General features: G+C 71.5%; 19 protein-coding genes. 14 read left to right on the top strand and 5 right to left on the bottom strand.

Features of this window, described 5'->3' with window-relative positions:
- Positions 1–146 precede the first annotated feature (146 nt).
- On the top strand, positions 147–1,145 hold the full coding sequence (locus SANBI_RS17960) for a squalene cyclase (protein WP_319157496.1): 999 nt from the start codon (positions 147–149) through the stop codon (positions 1,143–1,145).
- Positions 1,146–1,252: 107 nt separating this feature from the next.
- Here the strand turns inward: SANBI_RS17960 and SANBI_RS17955 are convergent, their stop codons facing one another.
- Positions 1,253–3,901 carry a LuxR C-terminal-related transcriptional regulator gene (locus SANBI_RS17955; RefSeq protein ID WP_319157494.1) on the bottom strand — a complete coding sequence of 883 codons (2,649 nt, stop codon included), beginning with the start codon at positions 3,899–3,901 and terminating at the stop codon, positions 1,253–1,255.
- A 244-nt stretch (positions 3,902–4,145) separates the two neighbouring features.
- Positions 4,146–5,120: a glycoside hydrolase family 43 protein gene (locus tag SANBI_RS17950; RefSeq protein ID WP_319157492.1), complete on the bottom strand. Its 975-nt coding sequence runs from the start codon at positions 5,118–5,120 to the stop codon at positions 4,146–4,148.
- 218 nt (positions 5,121–5,338) lie between these two features.
- Here SANBI_RS17950 and SANBI_RS17945 point away from each other — a divergent pair, with 218 nt between their 5' ends.
- Complete coding sequence (locus SANBI_RS17945; RefSeq protein WP_319157490.1) at positions 5,339–7,123, top strand: glycoside hydrolase family 9 protein; 1,785 nt, start codon at positions 5,339–5,341, stop codon at positions 7,121–7,123.
- 26 nt (positions 7,124–7,149) lie between these two features.
- Positions 7,150–7,746 carry a GNAT family N-acetyltransferase gene (locus tag SANBI_RS17940; RefSeq protein WP_319157488.1) on the top strand — a complete coding sequence of 199 codons (597 nt, stop codon included), beginning with the start codon at positions 7,150–7,152 and terminating at the stop codon, positions 7,744–7,746.
- 120 nt (positions 7,747–7,866) lie between these two features.
- Here the strand turns inward: SANBI_RS17940 and SANBI_RS17935 are convergent, their stop codons facing one another.
- Positions 7,867–9,501 carry a beta-N-acetylhexosaminidase gene (locus SANBI_RS17935; protein ID WP_319157486.1) on the bottom strand — a complete coding sequence of 545 codons (1,635 nt, stop codon included), beginning with the start codon at positions 9,499–9,501 and terminating at the stop codon, positions 7,867–7,869.
- A 180-nt stretch (positions 9,502–9,681) separates the two neighbouring features.
- Between SANBI_RS17935 and SANBI_RS17930 the strand changes: the two genes are divergently transcribed.
- The 10 genes from SANBI_RS17930 (at position 9,682) to SANBI_RS17885 (ending at position 19,820) form a co-directional block, all read left to right on the top strand.
- A complete protein-coding gene (locus tag SANBI_RS17930) occupies positions 9,682–10,677 on the top strand; it encodes an ABC transporter permease (RefSeq protein ID WP_319157484.1) in 996 nt (331 codons plus the stop codon).
- Entirely contained in the window at positions 10,674–11,567 is an 894-nt protein-coding gene (locus SANBI_RS17925) for a carbohydrate ABC transporter permease (protein ID WP_319157482.1), read from the top strand. The genes SANBI_RS17930 and SANBI_RS17925 overlap by 4 nt, the downstream gene beginning before the upstream one ends.
- 23 nt (positions 11,568–11,590) lie before the next feature.
- Positions 11,591–13,243, top strand: coding sequence for a type 2 periplasmic-binding domain-containing protein (locus SANBI_RS17920; protein WP_319157480.1), 1,653 nt, complete (start codon positions 11,591–11,593; stop codon positions 13,241–13,243).
- A 77-nt stretch (positions 13,244–13,320) separates the two neighbouring features.
- Positions 13,321–14,073, top strand: coding sequence for a ThuA domain-containing protein (locus tag SANBI_RS17915; RefSeq protein ID WP_319157478.1), 753 nt, complete (start codon positions 13,321–13,323; stop codon positions 14,071–14,073).
- A complete protein-coding gene (locus tag SANBI_RS17910; protein WP_319157477.1) occupies positions 14,070–14,888 on the top strand; it encodes a sugar phosphate isomerase/epimerase family protein in 819 nt (272 codons plus the stop codon). Before SANBI_RS17915 ends, SANBI_RS17910 begins: the two co-directional genes overlap by 4 nt.
- Positions 14,885–15,880, top strand: coding sequence for an NAD-dependent epimerase/dehydratase family protein (locus tag SANBI_RS17905; RefSeq protein ID WP_319157475.1), 996 nt, complete (start codon positions 14,885–14,887; stop codon positions 15,878–15,880). The genes SANBI_RS17910 and SANBI_RS17905 overlap by 4 nt, the downstream gene beginning before the upstream one ends.
- Positions 15,881–16,013: 133 nt before the next feature.
- On the top strand, positions 16,014–16,772 hold the full coding sequence (locus SANBI_RS17900; RefSeq protein ID WP_319157472.1) for a GntR family transcriptional regulator: 759 nt from the start codon (positions 16,014–16,016) through the stop codon (positions 16,770–16,772).
- Between the two features lie 131 nt (positions 16,773–16,903).
- A complete protein-coding gene (locus SANBI_RS17895; protein ID WP_319157470.1) occupies positions 16,904–17,962 on the top strand; it encodes an SIS domain-containing protein in 1,059 nt (352 codons plus the stop codon).
- Positions 17,959–18,894, top strand: a complete 936-nt coding sequence (locus tag SANBI_RS17890; protein WP_319157468.1) for an N-acetylglucosamine kinase — start codon at positions 17,959–17,961, stop codon at positions 18,892–18,894. The genes SANBI_RS17895 and SANBI_RS17890 overlap by 4 nt, the downstream gene beginning before the upstream one ends.
- Complete coding sequence (locus tag SANBI_RS17885; protein ID WP_319157466.1) at positions 18,891–19,820, top strand: zinc-dependent alcohol dehydrogenase; 930 nt, start codon at positions 18,891–18,893, stop codon at positions 19,818–19,820. The genes SANBI_RS17890 and SANBI_RS17885 overlap by 4 nt, the downstream gene beginning before the upstream one ends.
- A 56-nt stretch (positions 19,821–19,876) precedes the next feature.
- Here SANBI_RS17885 and SANBI_RS17880 read toward each other — a convergent pair whose 3' ends face one another.
- Together SANBI_RS17880 and SANBI_RS17875 are read right to left on the bottom strand one after the other, a co-directional pair.
- A complete protein-coding gene (locus SANBI_RS17880; RefSeq protein ID WP_319157464.1) occupies positions 19,877–22,663 on the bottom strand; it encodes a DUF7927 domain-containing protein in 2,787 nt (928 codons plus the stop codon).
- A gap of 217 nt (positions 22,664–22,880) precedes the next feature.
- The gene (locus tag SANBI_RS17875) at positions 22,881–23,990 is read right to left on the bottom strand and encodes a CobW family GTP-binding protein (RefSeq protein ID WP_319157462.1); all 1,110 of its coding nucleotides are present in this window, start codon (positions 23,988–23,990) and stop codon (positions 22,881–22,883) included.
- A 199-nt stretch (positions 23,991–24,189) separates the two neighbouring features.
- Here SANBI_RS17875 and rpmB point away from each other — a divergent pair, with 199 nt between their 5' ends.
- Complete coding sequence (rpmB, locus tag SANBI_RS17870; protein ID WP_056127005.1) at positions 24,190–24,426, top strand: 50S ribosomal protein L28; 237 nt, start codon at positions 24,190–24,192, stop codon at positions 24,424–24,426.
- Positions 24,427–24,429: the final 3 nt, after the last annotated feature.

Here is a 24,429-nt window from a genome sequence, read left to right as displayed (position 1 = left end):
CGGGGCACCGCTCCATGGCACCAGCGCCACCTTGAGATGCGCTCAGGTCCAGGGTGAATCCCGGGGTGAGACCCCTGTCATCCCCCTGACCAGCGGCTCCACCCGCCCCCTCGTCGGGGCGACGGCCGAGGGGTAGCGTCGCCCGCATGGCGATCGACGACGACCTCCTGCCGTGGCTGCTCGACTCCGACCCCGCCCTGCGCTGGCAGGTCGAGCGCGACCTCGCCGGTGCGCCTCCGGCCGTGTGGGAACCCACGCGGGCGCGCGTCGCGACCGAGGGCTTCGGCGCGCGGCTGCTCGCGGTCCAGGACGACGACGGACGCTGGGCCGGGGGTGCGTTCTTCCCGGCGGGCTTCGACGTCCAGGGACCTGAGACGGCCCCGGGCGCCGGGCAGCCGTGGACCGCGACCACCTGGTCCCTCGTGTCGCTGCGCGAGTGGGGCCTCGACCCCGACGTCCTCGCCGGGACGGCTGAGCGTCTCGACGCCGTGTGCCGTTGGGAGTACGACGACCTGCCGTACTGGGGCGGCGAGGTCGACGTGTGCATCAACGCCTTCACCCTCGAGAACGGCGCGTGGCTCGGGGCCGACGTCTCGGGGATCGCCCGGTGGTTCGTCGAGCACCAGCTGGCCGACGGCGGCTGGAACTGCGAGTGGGTCGACGGGGCCACGCGGTCCTCCGTGCACTCGACGCTCAACGCCGTCAAGGGTCTGCTGGGCTACGAGAAGGCAGCCGTCCCAGGGACGCCCCCGGAGCTCATGGCCTCGCTGCGGGCGGTCCGGCACGCCGGGGAGGAGTACCTGCTCGAGCGGCACCTGCTGCGCAGGCTCTCGACTGGGGAGCCGATCGCTCCGTGGGTGACCCGCTTCGCGTACCCGTTCAGGTCCTTCTACAGCGTGCTCAACGCCCTCGACCACGTCCGCTCGGCGTCGCTGCACGATGCCGTGCCGCCCGACCCGCGCCTCGCCGAGGCCGTCGAGGTGGTCCGGGCCGCGCGCCAGCCCGACGGGACGTGGACCCAGGAGCGCCGTCACCCCGGACGGGTGTGGTTCGAGGTCGACGTGCCGGCCGGGGAGCCGTCGAGGTGGCTCACGCTCCACGGCATCCGGGTCCTCGACTGGTGGGACGCGCACCGCGACGGCTGAGGCGTCACCCGAGGACTGCGACGTCGCCCGAGGACCTAGCCCTCTGCCCGAGGAGAGGGCCCGCACCGAGACCCGCCGGTCGCCCGCGGCTCCGCGCGGTCCTCGTCCTACGCGTCCCCAGCCCGGTCCTGACCGAGGAACCCCAGCCTGGCGCCCTCGGCGAGGGCCGCGCCGCGGCTCGTCACGCCGAGCTTGCGGTAGAGCGAGCGCAGCTGGCTCTTCACGGTGTTGACCGACACGAAGAGCTGCTGGGCGACCAGGTCGACAGGTGCACCCGTCGCGAGCTCGTGGAGCACGGCGACCTCACGCTCGGAGAGCTCGACGACGGGCACGCGCTGCGCGACACGCGCCGGGACGGCCGCCGCCCGCAGCCGCTCCATGACCTCCGCGGCCTCGGGCACCTGCGCGGCGACCCTCTCGAGCAGCGCGCGGTCGGTCAGTGCATAGGGGTGGAGCATCTCTGGTCCGGAGGTCTGGACGGCGCGGCGCAGCGCCGAGCGCGCACCGTCTGCGTCGCCGAGGACGTCGCGGGCCTCCATGTCGACGAGCAGCACGGTGACGCGTTCGCGGGGGCTCGGTGCCTCGCGCCAGAGCGCGGTGGTGCAGATCTCGACGGCTCCGACGGCGTCCCCCGCGTCGAGGACGAGCCTGGACCGCAGGGCGGCGTCCCCGCGCAGCCCAGGGTGCTCGACGGTGAGGTTGGTCGCCCGGGTCGGGTTGCCGCTGCACGCGAGCACCCGGGCGAGGGTCGAGGTGAGGACCGTGTGGGCCAAGGACGGGACCACGAGGCGGTGGCCCGCCGCAGACATGGCGTTCTCGAGGGTGGTGAGCGCGCCGTCGGGGTCCCCGCGGAGCGCGCAGACCATCGCGCGCGCCAGGTCGACGAGGTACCAGGCGGCGTGGCGCTGGTGCTCGACCGTGCCCTGGGCCGGCAGGTCTGCGAGGTGCCGCTCGGCCGCGTCGAGGTCGAGGGTGTCGATCGCGAGGAAGGCCCGGGCGGCCGGGGCGGCGAGGTCCATCGTGAGCGCGAGGTGCTCGGGAGCCTCGGCGAGGGTCGCCCCGACAGCCAGGTGCTCGTGGGCGCGCTGGTTCGAGCCACGGACGGCGTCGATCAGCGCCACGGTCTCGATCGCGGTGCGGGCCACCAGCTCGAGGTCCCCGCCCGTCCCGGCCCAGGTGCAGGCGAGCAGGTCGTCGGTCGCGGCGTCGAGCCTGCCGGCGGCGAGCTGGGCGATGCCCGCGTGCAGCAGCAGGAAGGGCAGGACGTCGTCCGTCCCAGGCCTGTACCGGCCCTGGTCGTCGCGCAGCGCGTCGACCATCCGGGTGGCCGTCTCCGCAGCGGCCTCGAAGCGCTGGGCACGCCGGTCCGCGATGATCTGCCCGACGGCGACCCCGACCACGTCGCGCAGCGCCGACTCGTCGAGATCCTCGTGGGGCTCGGGCCAGGGGACGGTCAGCGCGGTGATCGTGTCGTTGCGTGACCCGAGCAGCACGTCGCGGACCATGAGGAGGCGCGGCATCGCCCGGAAGCGTTCCGCGGGCAGCTGCTCGAGGGCCTCGCCGAGGGCTGTCGGCGCGTCCGTCACGAGCCGCACCCAGCCGGAGTCGACGACCTCCACGACCCGGTCCCAGTCCTGCGCGGCGACGGCGTGGTGCAGGGCGCGGGCCGGGTCGTCGGCGAGGACGCGCGAGGCCTGCCTGTGCGCGTCGGTCACGAGCGAGCTGATCTTCGGCCACCCGGAGGTCGACAGCGAGCGCAGCAACGGCATGTACGTCCAGACGCGCCCCTGGGGACCTGGCCTGGACCGTGCGAGACCGCTGGCCTCGAGGGTCTCGAGGATCGCCTCGGCCGACTCGTTCCCGGTGAGCGACCGGGCGAGGTCGACCGTGAGCTCGTCGACGACGGTCGTGGCCACGACGAAGAGCGAGCCCGGAGACCCGTCGATCGACCGGTTGCCGAACAACGGCCCGAGGGTCTCCCAGCCGGCCCGGGGCACCTCGCCCGTGCCGATCGACGCCGTGAGCAGACCACGCACCAGACCGGGCCACCCCCAGAGGTCGTCGTGCAGCCCCTGGACGACCCCGTCGGCGAGCACGGCGTCGAGGGAGACGGCGAGCCGTGCGATCTCCCGCGGGGTGAGGGCGAGGGAGTGGCCCTCGACGAAGGCCGTGTCCATGCCCAGGCGCGCCAGGTGCTCGGGGTCGCTCGACAGGTGGCTGCAGAGGACCAGCCGCACGGCCGGCGAGGCGCGCACCATCCGGGCGAGGTCGGCGTCCACGCGGGCTGCGCGGACCTTCTCGACGTGGTCGACGACCAGCACGAAGGGCGTGGTCCACCGCGCGAGCGCGTCGCGCACCGCGGCGGCGGGGGACACGGGCGCAGGCGCAGCCTCGGGGGTCGCGTCGACGGCTGAGCGACCCTCAGCCCTGGTGCCACCCGCAGCCCCGGTGCCCTCCTGGGCCACGGCGCCGCTGCCAGTCCTGGGCGCGACCCCCGCGTGGACCAAGAGCTCGAGCAGCGAACCCCAGAAGTCGTCGGCCACCTCGGTGCGGCGCGCCGTCATCCACACGGCCGGGTGCCCCGTGCGGTCGAGCCACTCGCTCACGTGCGCGGACTTGCCGTACCCCTGCGGGGCGCGCAGGACGGTGACGGCGTTCCCGGCGTCGAGGACGCCGTACACGTCAGGCTTGGGGATGAGGTGGCTCGGCACCCGCGGCGGTCTGCTCCACCGCGGACGCTCGCTGCTCGTGGGCACGGCGGGTCCTTCGAGGTCTGAGATCAGGGAGGCTGCCGATCCTACGAAGCCTGACCTGCGCCGACACGAAGTATGACGAGGGCTACCCTGCTTTCACCCGACAGACCGGACGTCCCAGGCCAACCCGCCCGGCGGGCGTCCCACACCTCGGCCAGGACGCTGCGCACCCGCGATCCGCGGTCCCTCGCTCCCCGCCGTCCGCGAGGCACCCGAGACCCCGCCGTATCTCACCCACCGCCGACCCTCACACCGCGTAGGCCTCCACGAGCCGCGCCCGCTCGGCCGCGGTGATCGGCACGATCGAGCCGTGCCGCGGGTCGACGGGCAGCTCCGCGCCGGGGCTCTTGGTCCACGTCCCGGTGTCGAGGTCGTCGGTCTCGAAGGGGATGTAGCCGCGCATGCCGTACTCGTCGATGAACAGGTACCAGCGCTCGCGGTCGAGCGCCTTGGTCACGGTGGGCCCCTCGCCCTGGCGGATGCCGAGCTCGGGGTCGGTCGACATGCCGATCGCGCCCGTGACGTACTCCCAGCCGGTGCTCAGCAGGTCGTCGGAGCGCTCGAGCAGCACAGACTTGCCGTCGAGCCCGGGGGTGGGTGCCTCGCGCTCGTCCTTGCTGAACCTGTAGTAGGTGCCGTCGTGCTCGATCACCGTCGAGTCGATGACCGAGTGCCCGGGGTCGACCCACACCTGCGCGGGCGTGAACTCGCGGAAGTCCGTGGTCCGGGCGATGAGCATGCGGTTGTAGCTGACGCCCTCGTGCTCCGGGTCGTCGGCCGGGTAGAGCATCGACGCCCAGTACACCGCGTAGCTCGACGTCTCCTCGTGCCAGGTGACCTCGGGGGCCCAGACGTTCCCGGCCGTCGGCGGGGCGACCTCGGCGAGCCAGGGCTCGCTCCAGGTGACCAGGTCGGGGGACTCCCACACCACGAGGGACCGGCTGCCCGTGCGCTGGCAGGCCATCCAGTCCTGGCTGCGGTGGATGTGCAGGTCTGTGGCGACGAGGTAGAACCCGTCGCCCGACGGCCTGCGCACGAGGAAGGGGTCGCGGGCACCGCCCGTGCCCAGCTCCGAGGTGAGGACGGCGTCACCGCCGGCCAGGGTGTCCCAGCGGAGCGGGTCGCCGCCCCGGCTCACGGCGAACCTCACCTGCTCACCCCCGGCGTGGTCCTCGCCGGTGAAGTAGGTGAGGAGATAGTCGGCGTAGGGCTCGTCGGGCATGCGTGATCCTTCTCTGGACGTCGTCGTGCAGCGGATCGGACGACTGTACAAGCGCGGGGAGGCGGACGTCGGTCGGTCGTGGGCTGCGCGGTGGCGTGGCGGCCGGGCTCGACCGAGCCAGGCTCGCCAGGTGCCGACGTCGAGATGTCTCTGAGGTATTCTCTGGTATGCAGTGGTAGAGGTGTCAGAGGCTGCGAACTACGGCGAAGGTGATGACGATGAGCGACATCCACGACAGGCTCCGTCGGGAGCACGAGCCGACAGGGCCGGCCGGCTCGGTCACCGTCCTGACGAACCATCTGGGCTACGGGCTCGCGGGAGCCAAGGCGGTGGTGGTGGCGACTGTCGGCGAGGTGAGCGTCGGGCCGGCCATGGTGGTCCGGGTCGACGGCGTGGACGACGTCGCGGTCGGGACGCTGGACCTCGGCCCGGCGCAGGTCGTCGACGGCTGGACGACAGGGAGCTACAGGCGACTCGAGCTCGACGTGATCACCGAGCCTGGGACCTATCGTGTCGACGTGGCGGGGGAGCGCGGGCTGGTGCGTTCTCGACCCTTCGTCGTCGGTGAGCACAGGCTGCAGCTCCAGACTGTCGCCGACCTGCTCGCCTACTTCCGTGCTGTCCGGTCGTCGGGCGAGATCGACCGGAAAGACCGGCACGCGCGCTTCTACGGCGACACCTCAGGAGCAGAGGTGGACGCACGTGGAGGGTGGCTCGACGCCTCGGGCGACTTCAGCAAGTTCCTCAGCCACCTCACCTACACCCGGATGATGAGCCCTCAGCAGATGCCGCTGTGCGCCTGGGCGATGATGGCGGCTCGTGACGAGCTCGCTGACCGCCACCCCGCCGTCGCGGCGGCCCAGGGCAACCGGCTGCGCGACGAGGCGCTCTTCGGCGCCGACTTCCTCGTGCGGTTCCAGTCCGAGGAGGGCTACTTCTACACGGCGATCTTCGACGCCCTGACCAAGGACCTCGACGAGCGTGTCATCACCGCACCGCTGCAGGACAGCGTCCGGACCCAGCGGTGGCAGGCGGCGTACAGGCACGGAGGCGGGCTCGCGATCGCGGCCCTGGCGAGGGCGTCGACCCTCGACGCCGACGGCGACCACACCCGCGAGGAGTACCTCAGGGCCGCGCAGCGCGGGTTCGACCACCTCGAGGAGCGCAACCTCGACTACCTCTTCGACGGCACGGAGTCGATCATCGACGACTACTGCGCGCTCCTGGCAGCAGTCGAGCTCACCGCCGCCGCGGAGCACCACGGCCTCCCGGCCGGACCCTCCAGGGCTGCGGCTTGCCGTCGTGCCGCCTCCCTCGGAGGCCGTCGTCGCGGTGGTCCCGACGGCGTCGGGTACCTGGTCGGGGACGCCGGAGGGCGCCCGTTCTTCCACGCGGCCGAGTCTGGTCTCCCGATCGTCTCGCTGCTGCGCTTCGCAGAGGTGCTCGGCGGCGACCCAGAGGTCGTCGACGCCGCACGCCGCACGGCCCTCGACCTCGCGCAGGACCTCGTGACCCGCGTCGACGAGGTCGACAACCCCTTCGGCTACTTCCGGCAGTACGTCCAGCCCACGGGCGCCGAGCCCCGGACAGCGTTCTTCTACCCGCACGACAACGAGACGGGCTACTGGTGGCAGGGGGAGAACGCGAACATCTCGTCGATCGCCTACGCGGCCACGCTGGCCGCCGAGGCGCCCGGGTGCGACCCGGTGCTCGCCCGGCGCCTGCAGCGCCTGGCGGACGACCAGCTCGCCTGGGTCACCGGGCTCAACCCTTTCGACTCGTCGATGCTCCAGGGCCGCGGACTCAACAACGTCGAGTACTCGACGGCCTTCCAGAACGTCCCCGGGGGCATCCTCAACGGCATCACCAGCGGGTTCACCGACGAGCGGGACATCGCGTTCATGCCGCAGGGCCCGGCGCAGAGCGGCGAGTCCTGGCGGTGGGCCGAGCAGTGGATCCCGCACTCCGGCTGGTTCCTGCTCGCCGTGTCGGCCGCCCGATGAGCGGCGGCACGCAGCTGCGTCCGTTCGTGACGTCAGACCTCCCAGGGATGTACGACGTCTGCCTGCGGACCGGCGACTCCGGAGCCGACGCGACGGGGCTCTACAGCGACCCGTTCCTGCTCGCGCACGTCTACGCGGGGCCCTACCCGGTCGCGGACCCGGGCCTCACCTTCGTCCTGACCGGCAGGGGCCGGGTGCTGGGGTACGTCGTCGGCACGGCAGACACCGTCGGTTTCGAAGAGTGGCAGGAACGTTCCTGGTGGCCGACCCTGCGCGAGCAGCTCGCCGACCACCCCGCAGCAGATCCCGGCGACGGGTCGCAGGACTGGGAACGCGTCCAGCACATCCGCCGGGCACGGCCTCAGCACGACCCGCTCTACGAGCGCTTCCCGGCCCACCTGCACATCGACCTGCTGCCCGAGGCCCAGGGGGGCGGCAACGGTCGACGTCTCATGACGAGGTTCCTCGACGCGCTGCGGACGCGCGGGGTGCCCGGTGTCCACCTGGGGGTCGGCAGCGGCAACCCCGGGGCCCGGGCCTTCTACCTCGCGACGGGGTTCACCGAGGCGCGGGTCCAGGACTGGGGCTCGACCATGGTCATGGACCTCGTCGACCGCTCCTGAGGCGACCGTTGCGCCGTTGCGCCGTGGCGCCCTGCAGCCCGACAGCCCTGCCGCCCGGTCGAGCGGCAGGGCTGTCGGTCCGCCGGGTGGCACCGCCGGGCGGTCACCCGCAGGGGTGCCTCACGGCTCCTCGGAGATCGACTCGACCCACGAGCGTGTGGCCTCGATGGTCCCGGACGAGGTGCGTCGCCAGACCCCGGTGCCCCCCTGCTGCCACGGGTGCGGCCCGGCGAGCGGTCGGAAGCTCACACCGAGCGCCTCGAGGCGCCCGGTGTGCAGCTCAAGGCGTCTGAGCAGGTCGCGCGGGTCGTCGGGGGTGCCCGACCACAGGACCTCGGCGAGCACGGCCGCCCTCGGGAACACGAGGTAGTCGAGGCGTTCTTCGGTCGGCACCCACTCGGTCCAGACCTGGAACTGCCCGCCGAGCACGTGCGAGCGCTGCTCGGCGGTCCACCCGGTCGGTGCTGGGGCGAAGGCGGCGACGTCGTCGACGGTGATCGGGCCGCCCTCGGAGCGCGGCTCGGCAGGGTCGTCGGACTGGTCGAAGTTGAAGTAGGTCGGGAAGAGCGGGGAGCGGACGACGTCGTGCGTCGTGGCTGCGCGGCTCGCGGCGGCGTCCCCGCGCCAGGCCATGACGATCGTGTCGTCGAGGACCCCGCCGGTCACGTAGCCCTCGTCCCAGACGAGCGCGCGCACACCGCGGCCGCGCAGGTGCTCGGCGAGCGAGCGCAGCATGTGGCCGTGCATCTGACGGGCCTGGGTGTACCCGTGCTCAGCCATCTCTGCGGCGACCGCCGGGTCCTGCTCCCACCAGGACATGTCGCACTCGTCGCCGCCGAGGTGGACGTAGGGCGGGTCCATCGCCTCGCACAGCTCGTCGAGGACCTGGGACAGGAACGCGACGACCGGCGCGGTCGGGCTCAGCGAGGATCCGCCAGCCCACACGGTGTCCTGGACGGTGTGGTCGACGCCCGCCTGGCCGAGCTCGGGGTAGGCGGCCCGCAGCGCGCTCGTGTGCCCGGGGACGTCGATCTCGGGGACGACGACGACCCCGCGGGACCTGCCGTGCTCGGCGATCTCGGTGAGGTCGGCGAGCGTGTAGCAGCCGCCGTGCGGGGTGTCGTCGTGCGCTCCCTCGGGGCCCAGCCGTGTCGAGGCCCGCCAGGAGGCGCCTGACGCGAGCCGGGGGAAGCGCTCGCTCGCGATCCTCCACCCCTGGTCGTCGGTGAGGTGCAGGTGCAGCCTGTTGAAGCGGTGCTCCGCGAGCAGGTCGATGTACCTCAGCACGGTGCGCTTGGGGAAGAAGTGCCGTGCGACGTCGAGCATCCCTCCGCGCCACTCGTGGACCGGGGCGTCCTCGACGCTCCCGCACGGGACCGACCACGCGCCACGGTCACGGCTCGCCACGCGCAGCGCGTCGGTCGGCAGCAGCTGGGCGAAGGTCGTGAGCGCGTGCCCGACGCCCTGCTCGTCGGAGGCCTCGACGGTGATCCCCGCTGCCGAGACCGTGAGCCTGTACCACTCGCGAGGGGTGCCCTCGACGACGCTGACGGTGACCGCCGTCCCGGGTGGCGCTGCGGGACCGTCGGGCAGCACGAGGATCCCGAGGTCAGACAACCGACGCGCGACGCGGGGCACCAGGCGAGGGTCGTGCGGTCCGGCAGCGCGGACGACCACCCCTCCCGTGAGGTCGAGGTGCCCGTCGTGCGTGTCGCTGTGCGCGGGGCGGGGCAGAAGGGTGCTGTACAGGTCCATGAGTCTCCATGACGCTCGTCGGGTGCGGGGCGCGACCGGCCTGCCGCGGGAGGCCGTAGATGCGCGATCCACGTGATCGTTGTCACTCGTTTGGTTCTAGTGGTACGTTACCCGGCAGTTAGTGGTCTTGTCTGGTCCGCAGCGTGGTGGGTCAGACGAGCAGACGAGAAAGTGGGCAGCGTGGCACTCGATCAAGCTCCCGCGACGACACGCACAGGTCGTCGCACAGCACGGCGCTCCCCAGGGGCGCCCCAGCAGCAGAAGCGGCACGTCGCCTTCCTGACGCGCCTGCGTCGTGACTACCCGCTCCTGGTCATGGTGGCGCCGGCCGTCGTCGTGCTGCTGCTGTTCACCTACATCCCCCTCCTGGGCAACGTGATCGCGTTCATGGACTACGTCCCGTTCCTGGGATTCCGTGACTCGGAGTGGGTCGGCCTCGACAACTTCAGCACCCTCTTCAGCGACGGGGCCTTCTGGAACGCCCTGTGGAACACCCTGCAGATCACGGCGCTCCAGCTCCTGCTGTTCTTCCCCGTGCCGATCGCCCTCGCCGTGTTCTTGCACTCGGTCCTGCGCTCGTCCGTGAAGCGGTTCGTGCAGTCGGTCGTCTACCTGCCGCACTTCCTCTCCTGGGTGATCATCGTCGCGCTGTTCCAGCAGATGTTCGGCGGTGCGGGCGTCCTCAACAGGTTCCTCATCACGCACGGGGTGACGCCGCTCGACATCATGTCGAACCCTGACACCTTCAAGCTGCTGCTGACCTTCCAGGGGGTCTGGAAGGACGCCGGCTGGGGGACGATCATCTTCCTCGCGGCCATCGCGGCGATCGACATCCACCAGTACGAGGCCGCGACGATCGACGGTGCGGGCGCGACCCGCAGGTTCTGGCACGTCACGCTGCCGGGCATGCGGCCGATCATCGTGCTCATGCTCATCCTGCGGCTCGGCGACTCGCTCACGGTCGGCTTCGAGCAGGTCCTGCTCCAGCGCGACGCCGTCGGCCCGGGTGCCGCCGAGGTCCTCGACACCTACGTCTACTTCAACGGCGTCGTCGACGGCAGCTGGGGGACAGCCACAGCAGCAGGCCTGCTCAAGGGGATCGTCAGCCTCGTCCTCGTCCTCGTCGCGAACAGCCTCGCCCACAAGCTCGGAGAAGAAGGGGTGTACCAACGATGACCGCGGTCGACCGTCCAGCCTGGCTCGGCAAGCCGAACCCGGGAGCGACCGCCCTGCGGGGCGTCGCGCTCGTGCTCATCTGCCTCGTGGTGATCTTCCCGTTCGTCGTCGTGGTCTCGACCTCGTTGGCCACCCAGGCCGACATCGACGCCAACGGTGGCTACGTGGTGTGGCCCGCGAGCCTCTCCTTCGACGCCTACCAGCAGATCTTCAACGGCACGCAGGTCACGCGCTCGATCCTCATCAGCCTCGGCATCACGACCGTCGGCACGGCGTTCAGCCTCGTGTGCACGGTCCTCGCGGCCTACGGGCTGTCCCGCAAGGGATCACTGTTCCAGCGCGGCCTGCTCACCTTCGTGCTCGTCACGCTGCTCTTCGGACCGGGCATGATCCCCGTCTACCTGATGGTGAAGAACCTCGGCATGCTCAACACGTACTGGGCGCTCATCATCCCGGGGGCGGTCAGCGCCTTCAACGTCGTCATCATCCGTGGCTTCATCCAGGGGATCCCGGGTGAGCTCTTCGACGCCGCCCGGATCGACGGTGCCAGCGAGTGGCGGGTGCTCGGGGCGATCGTGCTGCCTCTGTCCCGTGCGGCGATCGCCGTCGTCGGGCTCTTCCTCGCGGTCGGGTACTGGAACAACTACTTCGGCCCGCTGCTGTACCTCAACGACTCGAGCATGTGGCCGCTCCAGCTGCTCATGCGGTCCTTCGTGCTGCAGGGCAACGTCTCGTCGACGGCCCAGCACATCCCCGGCACGGTCCCCCCGCCCCAGCAGGCGATCCAGATGGCCTTGGTCGTCATCGCGACGCTCCCGATCCTCTGCGCCTACCCCTTCCTCACCAAGCACATGTCCAAGGGCATGCTCACCGGCGCCGTCAAGGGCTGACCCAACCTCACAGGAGAGATTCGATGACGCAACACCGTGGTTCCGCATTCGGGCTCGACACGCACGGCGTGTCACGCCGCTCGGTACTCAGAGGAGGTCTGCTCGGCGCCGCCGCGCTCGCCTTCGGCGGTTCGGTCCTGTCAGCCTGCTCGGGCGGCGGGGGCGCGGCGGGTGGCTCTGGGCTCCCGCTCGCGGCGATGCCCACCTACGTCGAGCCGCCCAAGCCGACTCCCTTCCTGCCCGGCAGCGCCGACGGGGTGATGGACGTCTACAAGGCGTTCCCGCTCGACGGTGCGCGGACGGTCGAGGGGACGGTCGGGGACGGGGGTGACTTCCAGTTCTTGGTCATGACCTACGGGCAGCCCGCACCGCCCCTCGCCGAGAACGCGTACTGGCAGACGCTCAACGCAGAGCTCAACCTCAACCTCAAGCCCGTCATGGTGCCCTACGCGGACTTCCCCACGAAGTTCCCGGCACTCGTCGCCGGCGACGACCTCCCAGAGGTCGTGTCCCTGCCCATGTACATGAACACGCCCCGTCTGCCTCAGCTCGCCGAGGCGAAGTTCACCGACCTGTCCGACCACCTCGCCGGCGACGCTGTCAAGAAGTACCCGAACCTCGCGGGCGTGCAGGAGTCGGCCTGGCGCAACGCCTTCCTCGGCGGGCGCATCTACGGGGTCCCCAAGTCGGACCCGATCTTCGGCGGGCAGCTGTACACCAAGACGGACCTCTTCGAGAAGGCGGGCGTCAGCGAGCACCCGCAGTCGCTCGAGGAGCTCCAGGAGACCGCCGCGGCGCTGACCGACTCGGGGTCCGGGGTGTACGCGTTCGGCGGCCCGATCACCGAGCTCGTGCTGCAGGTGTTCGGGGTGCCCAACAAGTGGACCCGCACGTCGGACGGCACCTTCGTGCCGCACTACGAGCACGAGGGCTTCGTCCCCGCGATCGAGGCCATGGCCTCGATGTACAAGGCTGGCTCCTTCCACCCGGACACCGCGACGATGGACAAGACGCAGCGCGACTCGCTGTTCCGGACCTCGCGCCTGGCGATGACCTACGACGGGAACCGCGCCTTCGGCATCATCGCCGACGACCGCGAGCTCGAGTTCGGCATGGCCCGCAGCTTCGAGAAGGACGGCGGCACCCCCGTCTACTGGACGGGCGGCGGAGCCTACGCCGTGACGATGCTGCGCAAGACCGACGACGCGGCCACGATCGACCGGTTCCTGCGGGTGATGGACTGGCTCTCGGCGCCGTTCGGGTCGAAGGAGTCCTTCGTCCAGTCCTACGGGGCAGAGGGAGACAACTACTCGATCATCGACGGTGTCCCCGTGCTCAACGAGCGGGGCCAGCGCGAGCAGGACCTCGGGTTCGCCTACATCGCCGGCGCCCCTCAGATCCTGTGCAACCCGCAGGGCGCTCCCGGGGTCGACGAGGCGATCCACACGTGGCAGACCTCCGTCGTGCCGTTCTTGACGGACAACCCGGCCCAGCACCTGTACTCAGAGACCGCCAACGCCAAGAGCGGGTCTCTCGAGCAGGGGGTCACCGACGCGATCACGTCGGTGTTCCTCGGCCGCGACTCGGCGACAGCCCTCGAGCGGGCGATCGCGACCTGGAAGTCGAACGGCGGGGACAAGATCGCGGCGGAGTACGCCGAGGCGTACGTCGGCTGATGCCGGCTGCGGTGCCGGGGCCCCGCGGCCCCGGCACCACCCCCCGAGAAGAAGCACCGAGCACCAGGAGGAGAGCTGTGAAGATCACCAGACCGTTGCGCGCCCTCGTCGTCGTCGACGGGACCGACGTGCACCACGACCTGCTCGGGGCGGCCACCGCCCTGCGCGACACCGTCCTCGAGGCAGGGGTCGTCGCGGAGGCCGCCGTAGGCCTGGACAGGTTCGTCGACGCGACCCCGCCGACCTCGGAGGCCGACGTGCTCGTGCTCTACCGCTCTGGTGTCGTCTTCGATCCCGCCCAGCAGCAGGCGCTCTCGGACAGGGTCGCCGCAGGTGCAGGCCTGGTGGTGCTCCACGCGAGCAACCTCTTCGGCTACGGGCCAGGAGGGCTCGAGGCCGACGCCGTCGCGCACGAGCTCTTCGGGTCGCGGTACGTCTCGCACGGTGACCACGGCTCCGAGGGCACGTACACCGTCGAGCTCACGGGCGAGCACCCGGTGACCGCGTTCCTCGACGACTTCGTGGTGGAGGACGAGTTCTACGTCATCGAGACGCGCGAGGACGTGCGGGTCCTCGCCGAGCGCGTCGACCCCGACGGGGTCCGCCACACCGTCGCCTACGTCCGGGACCACGGGCGTGGACGCGTCTGCTACGTCGCGCTGGGCCACGACATGCGTGCGTGGGGCAGCCCGTACGTCCGTCAGGTCGTCCGGCAGGCGGTCTTGTGGGCCGGGGGCGTGGACCTCGCCGACGTCGAGACGTGGTCGACGCGGTTCCCCCTCGGCAACGGGCGCAGCCTCGGGCCCGCCGCTGGGGGAGGGGCCCGATGACGGACCAGCCCTCCGCGGCGAGCTCCTGGTCTCCAGCCCCGGCGGTCGCGCAGCTGTGGTCCGTGCACACCCTCGCCGGCCGCGACCTCCGCGGGACGCTCGCACGCATCGCCGACATCGGGTTCGAGGGGGTCGAGCCGATCTCCCTCTACGGCCACCCCGCCGCGTCGGTCGCCGGCATGCTCGACGACCTCGGCCTGTCGATGAGGAGCGCGCACGTCGACTTCCCCGTGGGCGACGCGGGCGAACGGACCCTCGACGTCTACGCCGAGCTCGGGACGAGCACGCTCGTGTGGAGCCTGGAACCTGAAGAGCTCACCACCCAGGACGACATCAGGCGCGGCGCAGAGCGGGTCAACGAGGCTGCCCGGCGCGCGGGTGAACGGGGGCTCTCCATCGGCTACCACAACCACTTCGCCGAGTTCACGAACGCCTGGGACGGCCGCACAGCCTACGACGTGCTGCTCGACTGCCTCGACCCGCGCGTGGTCCTCGAGGTCGACCTTTACTGGGTGGCCGTCGCCGGGGCTGACGCGACCGCGCTCGTGCGCAGGCTCGGCGACCGCGTGCGGCTGCTGCACGTCAAGGACGGCCCCGCGCAGGGGATGGACGACCAGATGACGGTGCTCGGCGAGGGCACCGTGCACGTCGACAGCACGATCGCCGCCTGCACCGCGCTCGAGAGCTGCATCGTCGAGCTCGACCGCACCGCAGGAGACATGGTCAGTGCTCTCGCCCGCTCGTACGACTACCTGGTCGGCAGGTCGCTGGCCACAGGTCGGCGCTCCTCACTCACGGAAGGGCTCCTCTCGTGAGCCGTCTCATGGTCCTGTTCCTCGGTGGCACCGGCGTCATCAGCTCCGCCTGCGCGCGGGTCGCGCTCGCGGCCGGTCACGACCTGACGATCGTCACCCGGGGGAGCGACCGCCCGCGGCCGGCCCCGGAGGGCGCCACGACCGTGGTCGCCGACGTCCGAGACGCCGCGTCCCTCGAGGCTGCGCTCGCCGGACGGTCCTTCGACGTCGTGGTCGACTTCATCGCCTACTCGCCGCAGGACGTCGCCCAGGACATCAGGATGTTCTCGGGGCGGGTCAGCCAGTACGTGCTCGTCTCGACCTGCTCGGTGTACTCCCACCCGGCAGCCGTGCTGCCCATCACGGAGGGCGCCCAGCGCCGCGCGCCGCGCTTCGAGTACCCGGCGCAGAAGATCCGGTGCGAGCTGGCCGTCGAGGACGCCCAGCGCGAGGAGGGCTTCCCGGCGACGATCGTGCGCCCCTCGCACGTGTACGACCGCACGACGCTGCCGCTGCTCGCGGGATGGACCGCGGTCGAGCGCATGCGTGACGGACGCCCCGTGGTGGTGCACGGCGACGGAACCTCGCTGTGGAACCTCATGCACGCCGACGACTTCGCCCGTGCCTTCGTCCCGCTGCTGGGGAACCCGCACGCGGTCGGCGAGGCTGTGCACATCACCTCCTCCGAGCTCGTCACCTGGGACCAGGTCCACGAGACGGTCGCGCGCGCCGCGGGTGCCTCTCCGGTCCTCGTGCACAGGTCGAGCGAGGACATCGGTCGTGTGGTCGACTGGATGGACGTGGTCCTGGGTGAGGACTTCAGGCACACGGTCCTGTACGACCGCTCCAAGCTCGCCCGGCTCGTGCCTGGCTTCGCCGAGGAGTACACGCTCGCCCGGGGGATGCGCGAGACCCTGACGTGGTTCGACGAGGACCCGGCCCGCCGGAGTGTGGACGCCGGGCTCGACGCGGCGTTCGATACGCTCGCGTCGGGCGGGGTGGCAGACGGCTAGGCCGGTGGGGACCGCGTCGACGCCCAGGGTGTCGACGTGGGGCTGCTCCGCAGGACGCGTCACCGACGCGTGGGTGTGACGAGGACGGACCAGGGGCCATCGGAGGCTGCCTGCCAGAGAGGTTGTTGGAGACATGGCACAGGCGACACTTTCGGCGACGGACGACCCGAACCCTCTGTGGGTGCAGGCCGCAGCTGTGATCCGTCAGCGGATCAGTGACCAGACGCTCCCCGCTGGGCGCCGTCTGCCGGCCGAGCGCGACCTCTGCCAGCAGCTCGGCGTCTCGCGCGTCACGCTGCGCAAGGCGCTCCAGCAGCTCGTCGAGGAGGGCGTCCTCAGCTCGTCGCACGGGCGGGGCTGGTACGTCTCGAAGGCACCGTCAGGGCCGGAGTGGCCCAACACCCTCGAGTCCTTCACCGAGACGGCCAGGCGCAAGGGGCTCGAGCCGTCGTCGACGGTGCTCACGGCCGAGGTGGTCCCGGCGTCCTTCGACGAGGCCGAGGAGTTCGGCATCGTCGCGGGCACGGACATCTTCCGGCTCGTCCGCGTCCGGCACCTGGACGGGGTCGCGATCGGGATCGACGACTCCCGGGTCCCGCTGGCTCTCGCAGAGGGGATCGAGGACGTCGACTTCGTCGGCGCCTCGTTGCTGAGCGAGCTGGCCGCGCACGGGGTCGAGCCTGTCCATGCCGACTCGATCATCGAGGCACGTGGCTGCACGGCGGAGCTGGCTGCCCCGCTCGACCTCGCGCCGGGCGACCCCGTGCTGGCGATGCGGCAGGTGCTCGAAGACCAGTCGGGACGGACGGTGCTCGTCACGTCGATCACGTACCGCGGTGACAGGTACCGCCTGCACACGAGCTTCGCGAGGGTCGCCGGACCGCGGTCTTAGAGATCCATCCCCCCGGTCTGCGCGCGGTACCGCTCTGTCGTCTTATTGTCTACACTGGTATCAGTGAATGTCTTTTGTGGTTCGACTGATCGTCATCAGGGGGACCGCGCGACCTGAGAGGACCACCGCCCGTGGCGAGCCAGCGAATCGACTACAGGACAGCCCAGCGGGGGCAGGCTGCCGCTCTCGAGCGGATCGTCGACCACCTCCGACGTGATGCAGAGGCGCTCCCCGCGGCCGACCTGCTCAGCGGTGAGGCCTCAGTGGTCTTTGCTGGTATGGGTGCGAGCTATGCCGCCAGCGCCCTGCCCGTCTCGCTGCTGTCGCGGGCGGGTGTGCGCGCGACGCGAGAGATCGCGAGCGAGATGCGTGGCGCTGCGAGCCCTGAGCACACCGTCGTCGTCGGCGTCTCCCAGTCCGGGCGCAGCCCCGAGACCGTCGAGTTCGTCGAGCGCTTCCCGGTGCACGCGCGTCTCGTGCTCACGAACGTCGCCGGGGCCGCGCTCTCCGAGGTGGTCGACCGTCCGCTCGACCTCGGGTCCGAGCAGGACAGCTACGCCTCGACGATCGGGTACACCGGGACGCTCGTCGGCCTGACCGTGCTCGCCCAGCGGCTGCTCGGGGCGTCACCCGAGCAGGCCGTGGCCGTCTGGGACGGTATCGGCACGGTCGTCTCCCGCTTCGAGGAGGTGTCGGCGCCCGTCGTCGCCGCCGTCGCCGAGTCGGCCCGGACCGTCGTCGCGGCCGACGTCGTCGCCTCCGGCGCCTCCCGCGCCGCGTCCGAGGCAGGTGCGCTCCTCCTCCGCGAGGTCTGCCGCGTCCCCTCCTCTGCTCTCGTGACGCGCAACTACCTGCACGGTGAGATGGAGTCGGCCGGGGCGACGTTGCACGTCGTGGTCGGCGACGGCCGCGAGCGGCGCCTCGCGCGGACGCTGGCCGACGCGGGCCACCTCACGCTGCTCGTGACCACCGAGGAGACGCAGGCGGTCGACGACGTCTACCCGACGCCGCTGGCGGGCGGTCCGCTCCACGTGCTCGCCCTCCCGCAGGTCTCCGCGCCGGTCCGGGTGCTGCTCGAGACCGTCGTGCTGCAGCAGCTCGCGGGGGCGCTCGCCGAGGTGCGCGACGTCGAGATCGAAGACTTCGTCTTCGAGCACGACGACACGAAGATCGGAGGTGTGGTCCAGTGAGCCTCCTCGTCGGGGTCGACGTCGGTGGGACGAAGACGCACATCAAGGTCGTCATGGGAGGTCGCGTCCTGGCCGACCATGTCGGACCGAGCACCGGCTGGTCGGCCGTGCCGGTCGACCGCGCGGCCAACTGGCTCGCCGAGAGGGTCCGCCGGGTCGTGATGCTCGCGGTCGGCGACATCGCCATGTCACCCGACACGATCGTCGTGGGGGCCCACGGCTGCGAGGACCAGCCCCACTGCGACGAGCTCGCCGGTGCGCTCGCCGCTCGCCTCGAGACAGACTGCGTGGTCGTCAACGATGCGCAGCTGCTCGTGCCGGCGGCCGGTCTCGACGACGGCATCGGTCTCGTCGCCGGGACGGGCGCGGTGGCTGTCGGCCGGCGGGCGAGCGACGGCACCTGGATGACTGCTGGCGGCTGGGGGTGGGTCCTCGGCGACGACGGGTCGGCCTCCTCCCTCGTCCGCGAGGCCGCGCGAGCGGCCGTCCGGCTCGCCGACGTCGGCAGGCCCGACGGCCCGCTCGAGGCCCACCTGCTCGCCTCCTTCGAGGTCCCTGACCTCGTGAGGCTCGCGCACCGCATGAGCTGGGACGGCGGCGTGGAGACGTGGGGGGAGCACGCGCACGCCGTGTTCGCCGCCGCCGACGACGGGTCAGCCGCAGCGCTGACGGTCCTGGGCGCCGGGGCGGCCGGCCTCGCTCGCGTCGTCAGGGCGCTCGTGGAGCGCGGGGCTGCCGGGTCTTCCGTCGTGGCGGCGGGGGGCGTCGTCACCTCTCAGCCGCGCTACCACGCCGCCCTCGAGGCCGCCCTCGCAGAGCAGGTCCCGGGCCTGCGTCTCGTGCTTCTCGGCTGCCCTCCTGTCGACGGCGCTGTCGAGCTCGCACGTGAGCACGAGAGCAGCCCCAGCCAGGGTCGGAGCGTGCCCGCATGAGTCGCACACGAGTCAGCGAGATCGTCGGGCCGGGGCGTTCGCGGACGGTCGAGGAGCCGGTCCCGGAGCCGGGGCCGGGGGAGGTGCTGGTCCGGACGGTCGCATCGGGCGTGTGCGCCTCCGACCGCGGTGCGTGGGCCGAGCACCAGGGGCCGGAGCCTCGACGGCTCGGGCACGAGATCGCCGGGGTCGTCGAGGCGGCCGGGGCAGGCGTCTACGGCTGGTCTCAGGGGACGCGGGTCACCGGGTTCGCCTCTCCGGCTCTTGCCGAGCACGTCCTGGTCCCGGCCGACGACCTCTTCGAGCTGCCGGCCAACGTGCCGACCTGGGCCGGGCTCGGAGAGCCGCTGGCCTGCGTGACAGAGGCTGTGCTGCGGACCGGCATCGAGCCAGGCATGCGCGTGGCGATGGTGGGGCTCGGGTTCATGGGCCTCGGTGCGCTCCAGGTGGTGCGGGCGTGCGGGGCCGACGTCACGGCCTTCGACGTGAGGGCGTCGTCCCTCGAGCTGGCCTCGTCGCTCGGCGCCGGTGAGGTGCACGACGCCACGGCCTACCCACCCGCCCTGCGCGGGTCCTTCGACGCCGTCGTCGAGTTCAGCGGTACCGCACCGGCGCTCCGCACGGCAGGGGACCTCGTGGCCCAGCACGGGACGCTGTGCATCGGGGGGTACCACCACGACGGGCGTCGTGACCTCGATGTCGAGCTCTGGTACCGGTCGGTGACGATCGTCAGCGGCTTCACGTCGCAGCGGTGGCGCACCCGCGCGGCTCTCGAGCACGGCCTCGACCTCATGGCTCGCCGCCAGGTGACCTTCGAGCCGCTGGTGACCCACCGGGTCGGGATCGACGAGATCGACGCGGCCTACAGACTCTTCGAGACTCGCCCCCAGGGGTTCGTCAAGGCCGTCGTCGAGATGGGCGGCTGAGCCAGCCTGCTGCTCCGCCTGTGGGGAGCTCCGGGAGTCGGTGGTCTCTGGGCGCTTCAGCGTCGGCCGGTGCGCGCCCGTCCGCTCGACGTCGTCGGGGACAGGATCGTGGACCGGCGCAGGACCACGAGGCACGCGGCGGCCGTGAGGAGCAGGCCGCCGGAGATCCAGATGGCGGCGCTACCGCGGCCCCCGACCAGGGGCATCACGAAGGCGCGCCGGTCGGTCACGGAGATCGTGCTGACGCCGTCTGTCGTGGACACGGCGATGCTCCGCACGTCTGCGGGCGGTTCGACCAGCGTGACCGCCCCGCCTGCGCCGATCTCGAACCGGACGGCGTTCGCGAGGAGCTGGTACCCGTCTGGTGCGTGCGTCTCCTCGAGCCAGTAGGTGCCCGCCTCGATCCCGCCGGTGACGAACAGGCCGGTCTCGCCAGCGACTGTGGTGAGAGCCGGGGTGGTGAGCGCGGCTCCAGGTGCACCGTCGTCGTCTGCCCGCAGCACGAACTCCGCTCCGCCGAGCCGCACGCTCCCGTCGGCGCTGAGCTTCTCGACGTGGAGGTAGCGCACGGGGTGCTCGGTGCACAGGCCGGGCACGCACGGGTCGTCCGGGCCGGGGGGCTGAGGCCCTGCGACGACCACGTTGCGCAGCAGGTTGTCGCCACGCTCCACGGTCTTCACCACGACTGTGTACACCACCTGGGTGTCGGCCGAGATCGTGCCGGTGATCCTCAGGAGGTCGTCGCGCGGACCTGTGACGGTCAGCCCGCCCGCGTCGAGCAGGGTGCCGAAGCGTGCGTCGTCGAGCACCCCTCGCAGGTCGTCCGTGGAGTCCACCGTGACAGGGGCGGTCCCGGAGTGGTCGAAGGTGAGGGTGTACGTCACGACGTCGCCCCGACCCAGCGCCCGCCCGGGCTCCGGGTCGGCGGACTTGAGGACGGTGAGCTCGGCGCGGGGTGTCGTGACGCTGGCCTCGCACCCTTGGCCGGGAGGACAACCGGGGTCGACGACCTGGAACGGGATCGCTGGTGCGGGAGAGCCGGGGTTCGGAGGAAGGAGCAACTCCGCGGGTGGGGTCGCTCGTGCGACGTTGGTGATGTCCTCCACGTCGAGGTCGTCCGCGGCGACCCGCCCGGTCACGACGTAGACCACCGATCCTCCGGGTGGGATGGTGACGGTGTCGGCGACGTCGCCCGTGCCGCCGGCCACGCCGCAGGTCGCTCCTCCTGTCGAGGCGCAGGTCCAGGTCGGCTCTGTGACGCGTGCCGGGACCGGGTCGGTGATCGTGACGTCCTGGGCCGTCGTGACAGGCTTCGCCGCTGTCGAGGCTGCGTTCGACACCGTGACGGTGTAGACGACCTGCTCACCCGCTGCGTAGCTCGCCACGTCAGCCTCTTTGGTGATCGAGAGGTCGACGACGGGCAGGACGGTCAGTGTCGCCTCGCCAGGGGCCTCCAGACCGCACAGGCCGTGCGCGATGCCGTCCCAGCACGCAGGGGTGCTGGTGCCGGGCGTGAAGCTGTCCGGACCGTTCGTGTAGACGCCGACGCCGGTCCCCAGGGTGTCGTCCCACGCCTTGACCTGGACGTCGATGGTGCACGAGGCCTGAGCCTTGGCGAGGGAGCCCCGGACCACGACCTCCTCGGCCCCCGCCGCAGCGGTCACCGCCGCGCTGGATCCCGCGGCGCCCGAGGCTGCGAGGCAGGTCGTGCTGTTCACACCGGTGGCACGGAGACCACCGGGGAGACGGTCGGTGAGGTTCCAGTCCGTCTTCGCGTTCAGCTCGTCGGTGTTGGTGACGGTGAGCCGGAGCGTGGAGGTCTCGCCGTCCGAGACCACGGAGGGAGCGAACGCCTTGTCGAGCCGGGGTGTCACGTCCAGCGCCCGGACGTTGTCGAAGGCGCCGTCGTTGCCCATCGTGGCTGTCGTGGCGTTGTACATCTTGACCTCGAGCCAGCCCCCGGCGAGCTTGACCACCTCGTCGGGAGACAGACGGTTGAGGGCGACGGTGCGGGACTGGCCCTCGAACGCCGCCCACGTGGTCCCGTTCGTCGTGGCGGACGTGAGCGGGTACGTGCGCTCGTGGTGCTCCGTGCTCGAGCTCTGGGCTGTGCTGCAGGCTTCGACAGGCTGGCCGAGCGAGGCCCAGGTCGGGGCGCCCGGCACTCGGTAGGCGAACTGGTACCTGGGGTTCTGGGACGCAGCCCCGCAGAGAGCCGCTGTGTCGACACCGAAGGCCATGTACCGGTTCGGCCCCGGCAGCGGGATCGGGGTGGTGGTCTGCCACAGCACGCCGTCCCTCTCACCGGCAGGGACCGCGGGGCAGGTGCCACCGTCGGTCGTGGTGTGGTTGCACTCGCTGAAGGACGTGTAGACGAAGTTGCCTGTCGAGCCGCCGAACTGCTGTCCCATCGCGAGGGCCAGGAGTCGGCCGAACGACCAGCTCTGGACACCGTCGTCGAGCCCGCACGAGTACTGCGGGGCGTTCGCGTTGCCCGTCGTCGCCCACGCCGGGGTCGTGACCGAGGCCTGCGACAGGATGACGCCGTTGCACCGGACACCGTTGACCCAGCCGGCCGAGCCCGTATAGGTGTAGCCGCTGTAGCCCGGGTAGGCGGAGACGTAGGCTGCACGGCCGCCGGCTCCGCTCTGGTAGGCCCGGGCCTGCCCTGCGGGGACGTTCTGGAAGTCTTCGAGGAAGACGACCTCGCCGGGCTCGGGAGCACCTGCCGCAGCCGGGAGACCGCCCGAGCGCTCAGCGACCGCCTGCGAGGGCGTCGAGGCCAGGAGGGCGGAGCCGAGGAGGAGCGCGAGCACCGCAGCACCCGCGAGGAACCGGCTCACCCGCGAACGGCTCGGGCGTACGGCTCCGCCTGGGGCGATCACCGCATCGCGGGTGGTCGACGTCCGACTCCGAACAAACTTCGCCATGCTGTGGTCTCCCGACGGTATGGCCAGCCTGACGCCTCGACGCCTCTGGCAGATGACTCCTCTGGAGAACACACGCACTGGACGTCGATCATGTGACGCGGTCCAGCTCTTCTCACCCGCTCGGTCCGTCTCACCCCATCTCGGTCCGTTCCCCCAACCACGGTGCGAGCACGTCCTCGCGCCCGAGCCACGCGGCGCCACCGTCTGCCAGCTCCGCATCCGTGAGCAGCACGTCGTCGAAGACCTCGCGCAGCCGCGCGCGCTCGCCGCGGGCGACGCCTGTGAACACGAGCCGGGTGTGCGGCTCCTGCCGCTCCCAGGTGCCGAGCTGGCCGAGGTACAGCTGGCCGCCGGCACCGTCCCACTGGCAGATCGAGTCGGGGCGGTTCGGCAGCCAGAAGACCCCACGGCTGCGCACCCGCCCGGTGCCGAGCTCTTCGATGCGGTCGAGCAGACGCTCGGGGTGCATCGGCCGGTCGGAGCGCAGCTCGAGGCTCCAGGCGTGCGCGGTCTCCCACGAGTGGGCGTGCGCGTGCAGGGGGTTGCAGCGGCGCTGGGCGGCGAGGGCGTCGTGCTCGGCGCAGGTGAGGCGGTGCGCGCTGAGCTCGTGCAGGCCGTCGATCCGCCGGGAGTCGGGGGAGCGCAGGTGGTCGACGAGCTCGTCGCCGCAGCGGGCCGAGAGCCCCCGGTGGGTGCTGCCCGAGCTCGCGGTGACCACGAGGTCGGCGTGGGCGAGGTGCCCGGCGAGGACCTCGCCGACGGCGCGCTCGTCGTCCTCGGTGAGCCCGATGCCGCGCTCGGCGACCGAGTCGATGCCGAGCAGGTCTTCTTCGGCCTCGTCGACGTCGACCGCCGTGGCGACGGTCGCGAGCCGGACCATGTCGAGCTCGGCCCCCGGGTGGGTCGCCGCGTCGAGGGCGATGGTCACGGGGAGGGAGTCGGCCGAGACGGGCAGGGCGAGCACGATGTCGTCCCAGCGGCCGTCGGTCGCGAGCCTGCGCAGGGTCGGGAGAGCGTCCTCGCGGACGGCGCAGCTGAGGCAGGCGTGCTCGAGGTCGTGGCGCTCGTCCTCGACCGTGCCGCCCTGGGTGATGACCGCGCGACGCAGGTGGCCTTCGGCGGCGTGGATGTCGTGGCGCAGCACGACGGTCCGCGGGGAGTCGACGAGCAGCGCGAAGATCGCGGTCTCGCGGACCACGGGGTCGATGGTGGTGAGCAGGGACAGGGGGATCTGTGCCATGGGGTGTCTCCGGTCGGTGTGCGTGCCAGGCATGGAGGCCGGCTGGTTCGTCGTGCCCGAGGGCCGCGACCCGCCTGTGTGCTGGCGAGGGTCTCGGGCCGGTCAGGGCTTCTGATCTGCCGTGAGCGTACCTCTTGACGATAATGATAATCAATACGTATAGTCACCGGGTTGCTCCACCCCCGTCGGAAGAAGACCCATGTCAGCCGTCTGCCAGGTCCTTGGCACCCAGCCCGGATTCGGGCACTCGATCTCCCACTCGCACGTGCGCACCAAGCGTCGGTTCAACCCGAACATCCAGAAGAAGAGGTTCTGGGTCCCGTCGCTCGGACGCACCGTCACCCTGCGGGTCAGCACCCGCGGGCTCAAGACCATCGACAAGCTCGGCATCGACGTCGTCGCTGCCCGCATCCTCGCCCGCGGCGAGAAGATCTAGGAG

Source organism: Sanguibacter biliveldensis (genome assembly GCF_033798665.1).
GTDB classification, from domain to species: domain Bacteria; phylum Actinomycetota; class Actinomycetes; order Actinomycetales; family Cellulomonadaceae; genus Sanguibacter; species Sanguibacter inulinus.
Note: the sequence above shows the minus strand (reverse complement) of the source record. Positions and strands in the feature narration are given on the sequence as shown.

Coding starts and splice junctions, on each gene's coding strand:
- SANBI_RS17960 (WP_319157496.1), top strand. CDS start 147: ATGGCGATCGACGACGACCTCCTGCCGTGGCTGCTCGACTCCGACCCC.
- SANBI_RS17950 (WP_319157492.1), bottom strand. CDS start 5,120: ATGCCCGACGAGCCCTACGCCGACTATCTCCTCACCTACTTCACCGGC.
- SANBI_RS17945 (WP_319157490.1), top strand. CDS start 5,339: ATGAGCGACATCCACGACAGGCTCCGTCGGGAGCACGAGCCGACAGGG.
- SANBI_RS17935 (WP_319157486.1), bottom strand. CDS start 9,501: ATGGACCTGTACAGCACCCTTCTGCCCCGCCCCGCGCACAGCGACACG.
- SANBI_RS17925 (WP_319157482.1), top strand. CDS start 10,674: ATGACCGCGGTCGACCGTCCAGCCTGGCTCGGCAAGCCGAACCCGGGA.
- SANBI_RS17920 (WP_319157480.1), top strand. CDS start 11,591: ATGACGCAACACCGTGGTTCCGCATTCGGGCTCGACACGCACGGCGTG.
- SANBI_RS17910 (WP_319157477.1), top strand. CDS start 14,070: ATGACGGACCAGCCCTCCGCGGCGAGCTCCTGGTCTCCAGCCCCGGCG.
- SANBI_RS17900 (WP_319157472.1), top strand. CDS start 16,014: ATGGCACAGGCGACACTTTCGGCGACGGACGACCCGAACCCTCTGTGG.
- SANBI_RS17885 (WP_319157466.1), top strand. CDS start 18,891: ATGAGTCGCACACGAGTCAGCGAGATCGTCGGGCCGGGGCGTTCGCGG.
- SANBI_RS17875 (WP_319157462.1), bottom strand. CDS start 23,990: ATGGCACAGATCCCCCTGTCCCTGCTCACCACCATCGACCCCGTGGTC.
- rpmB (WP_056127005.1), top strand. CDS start 24,190: ATGTCAGCCGTCTGCCAGGTCCTTGGCACCCAGCCCGGATTCGGGCAC.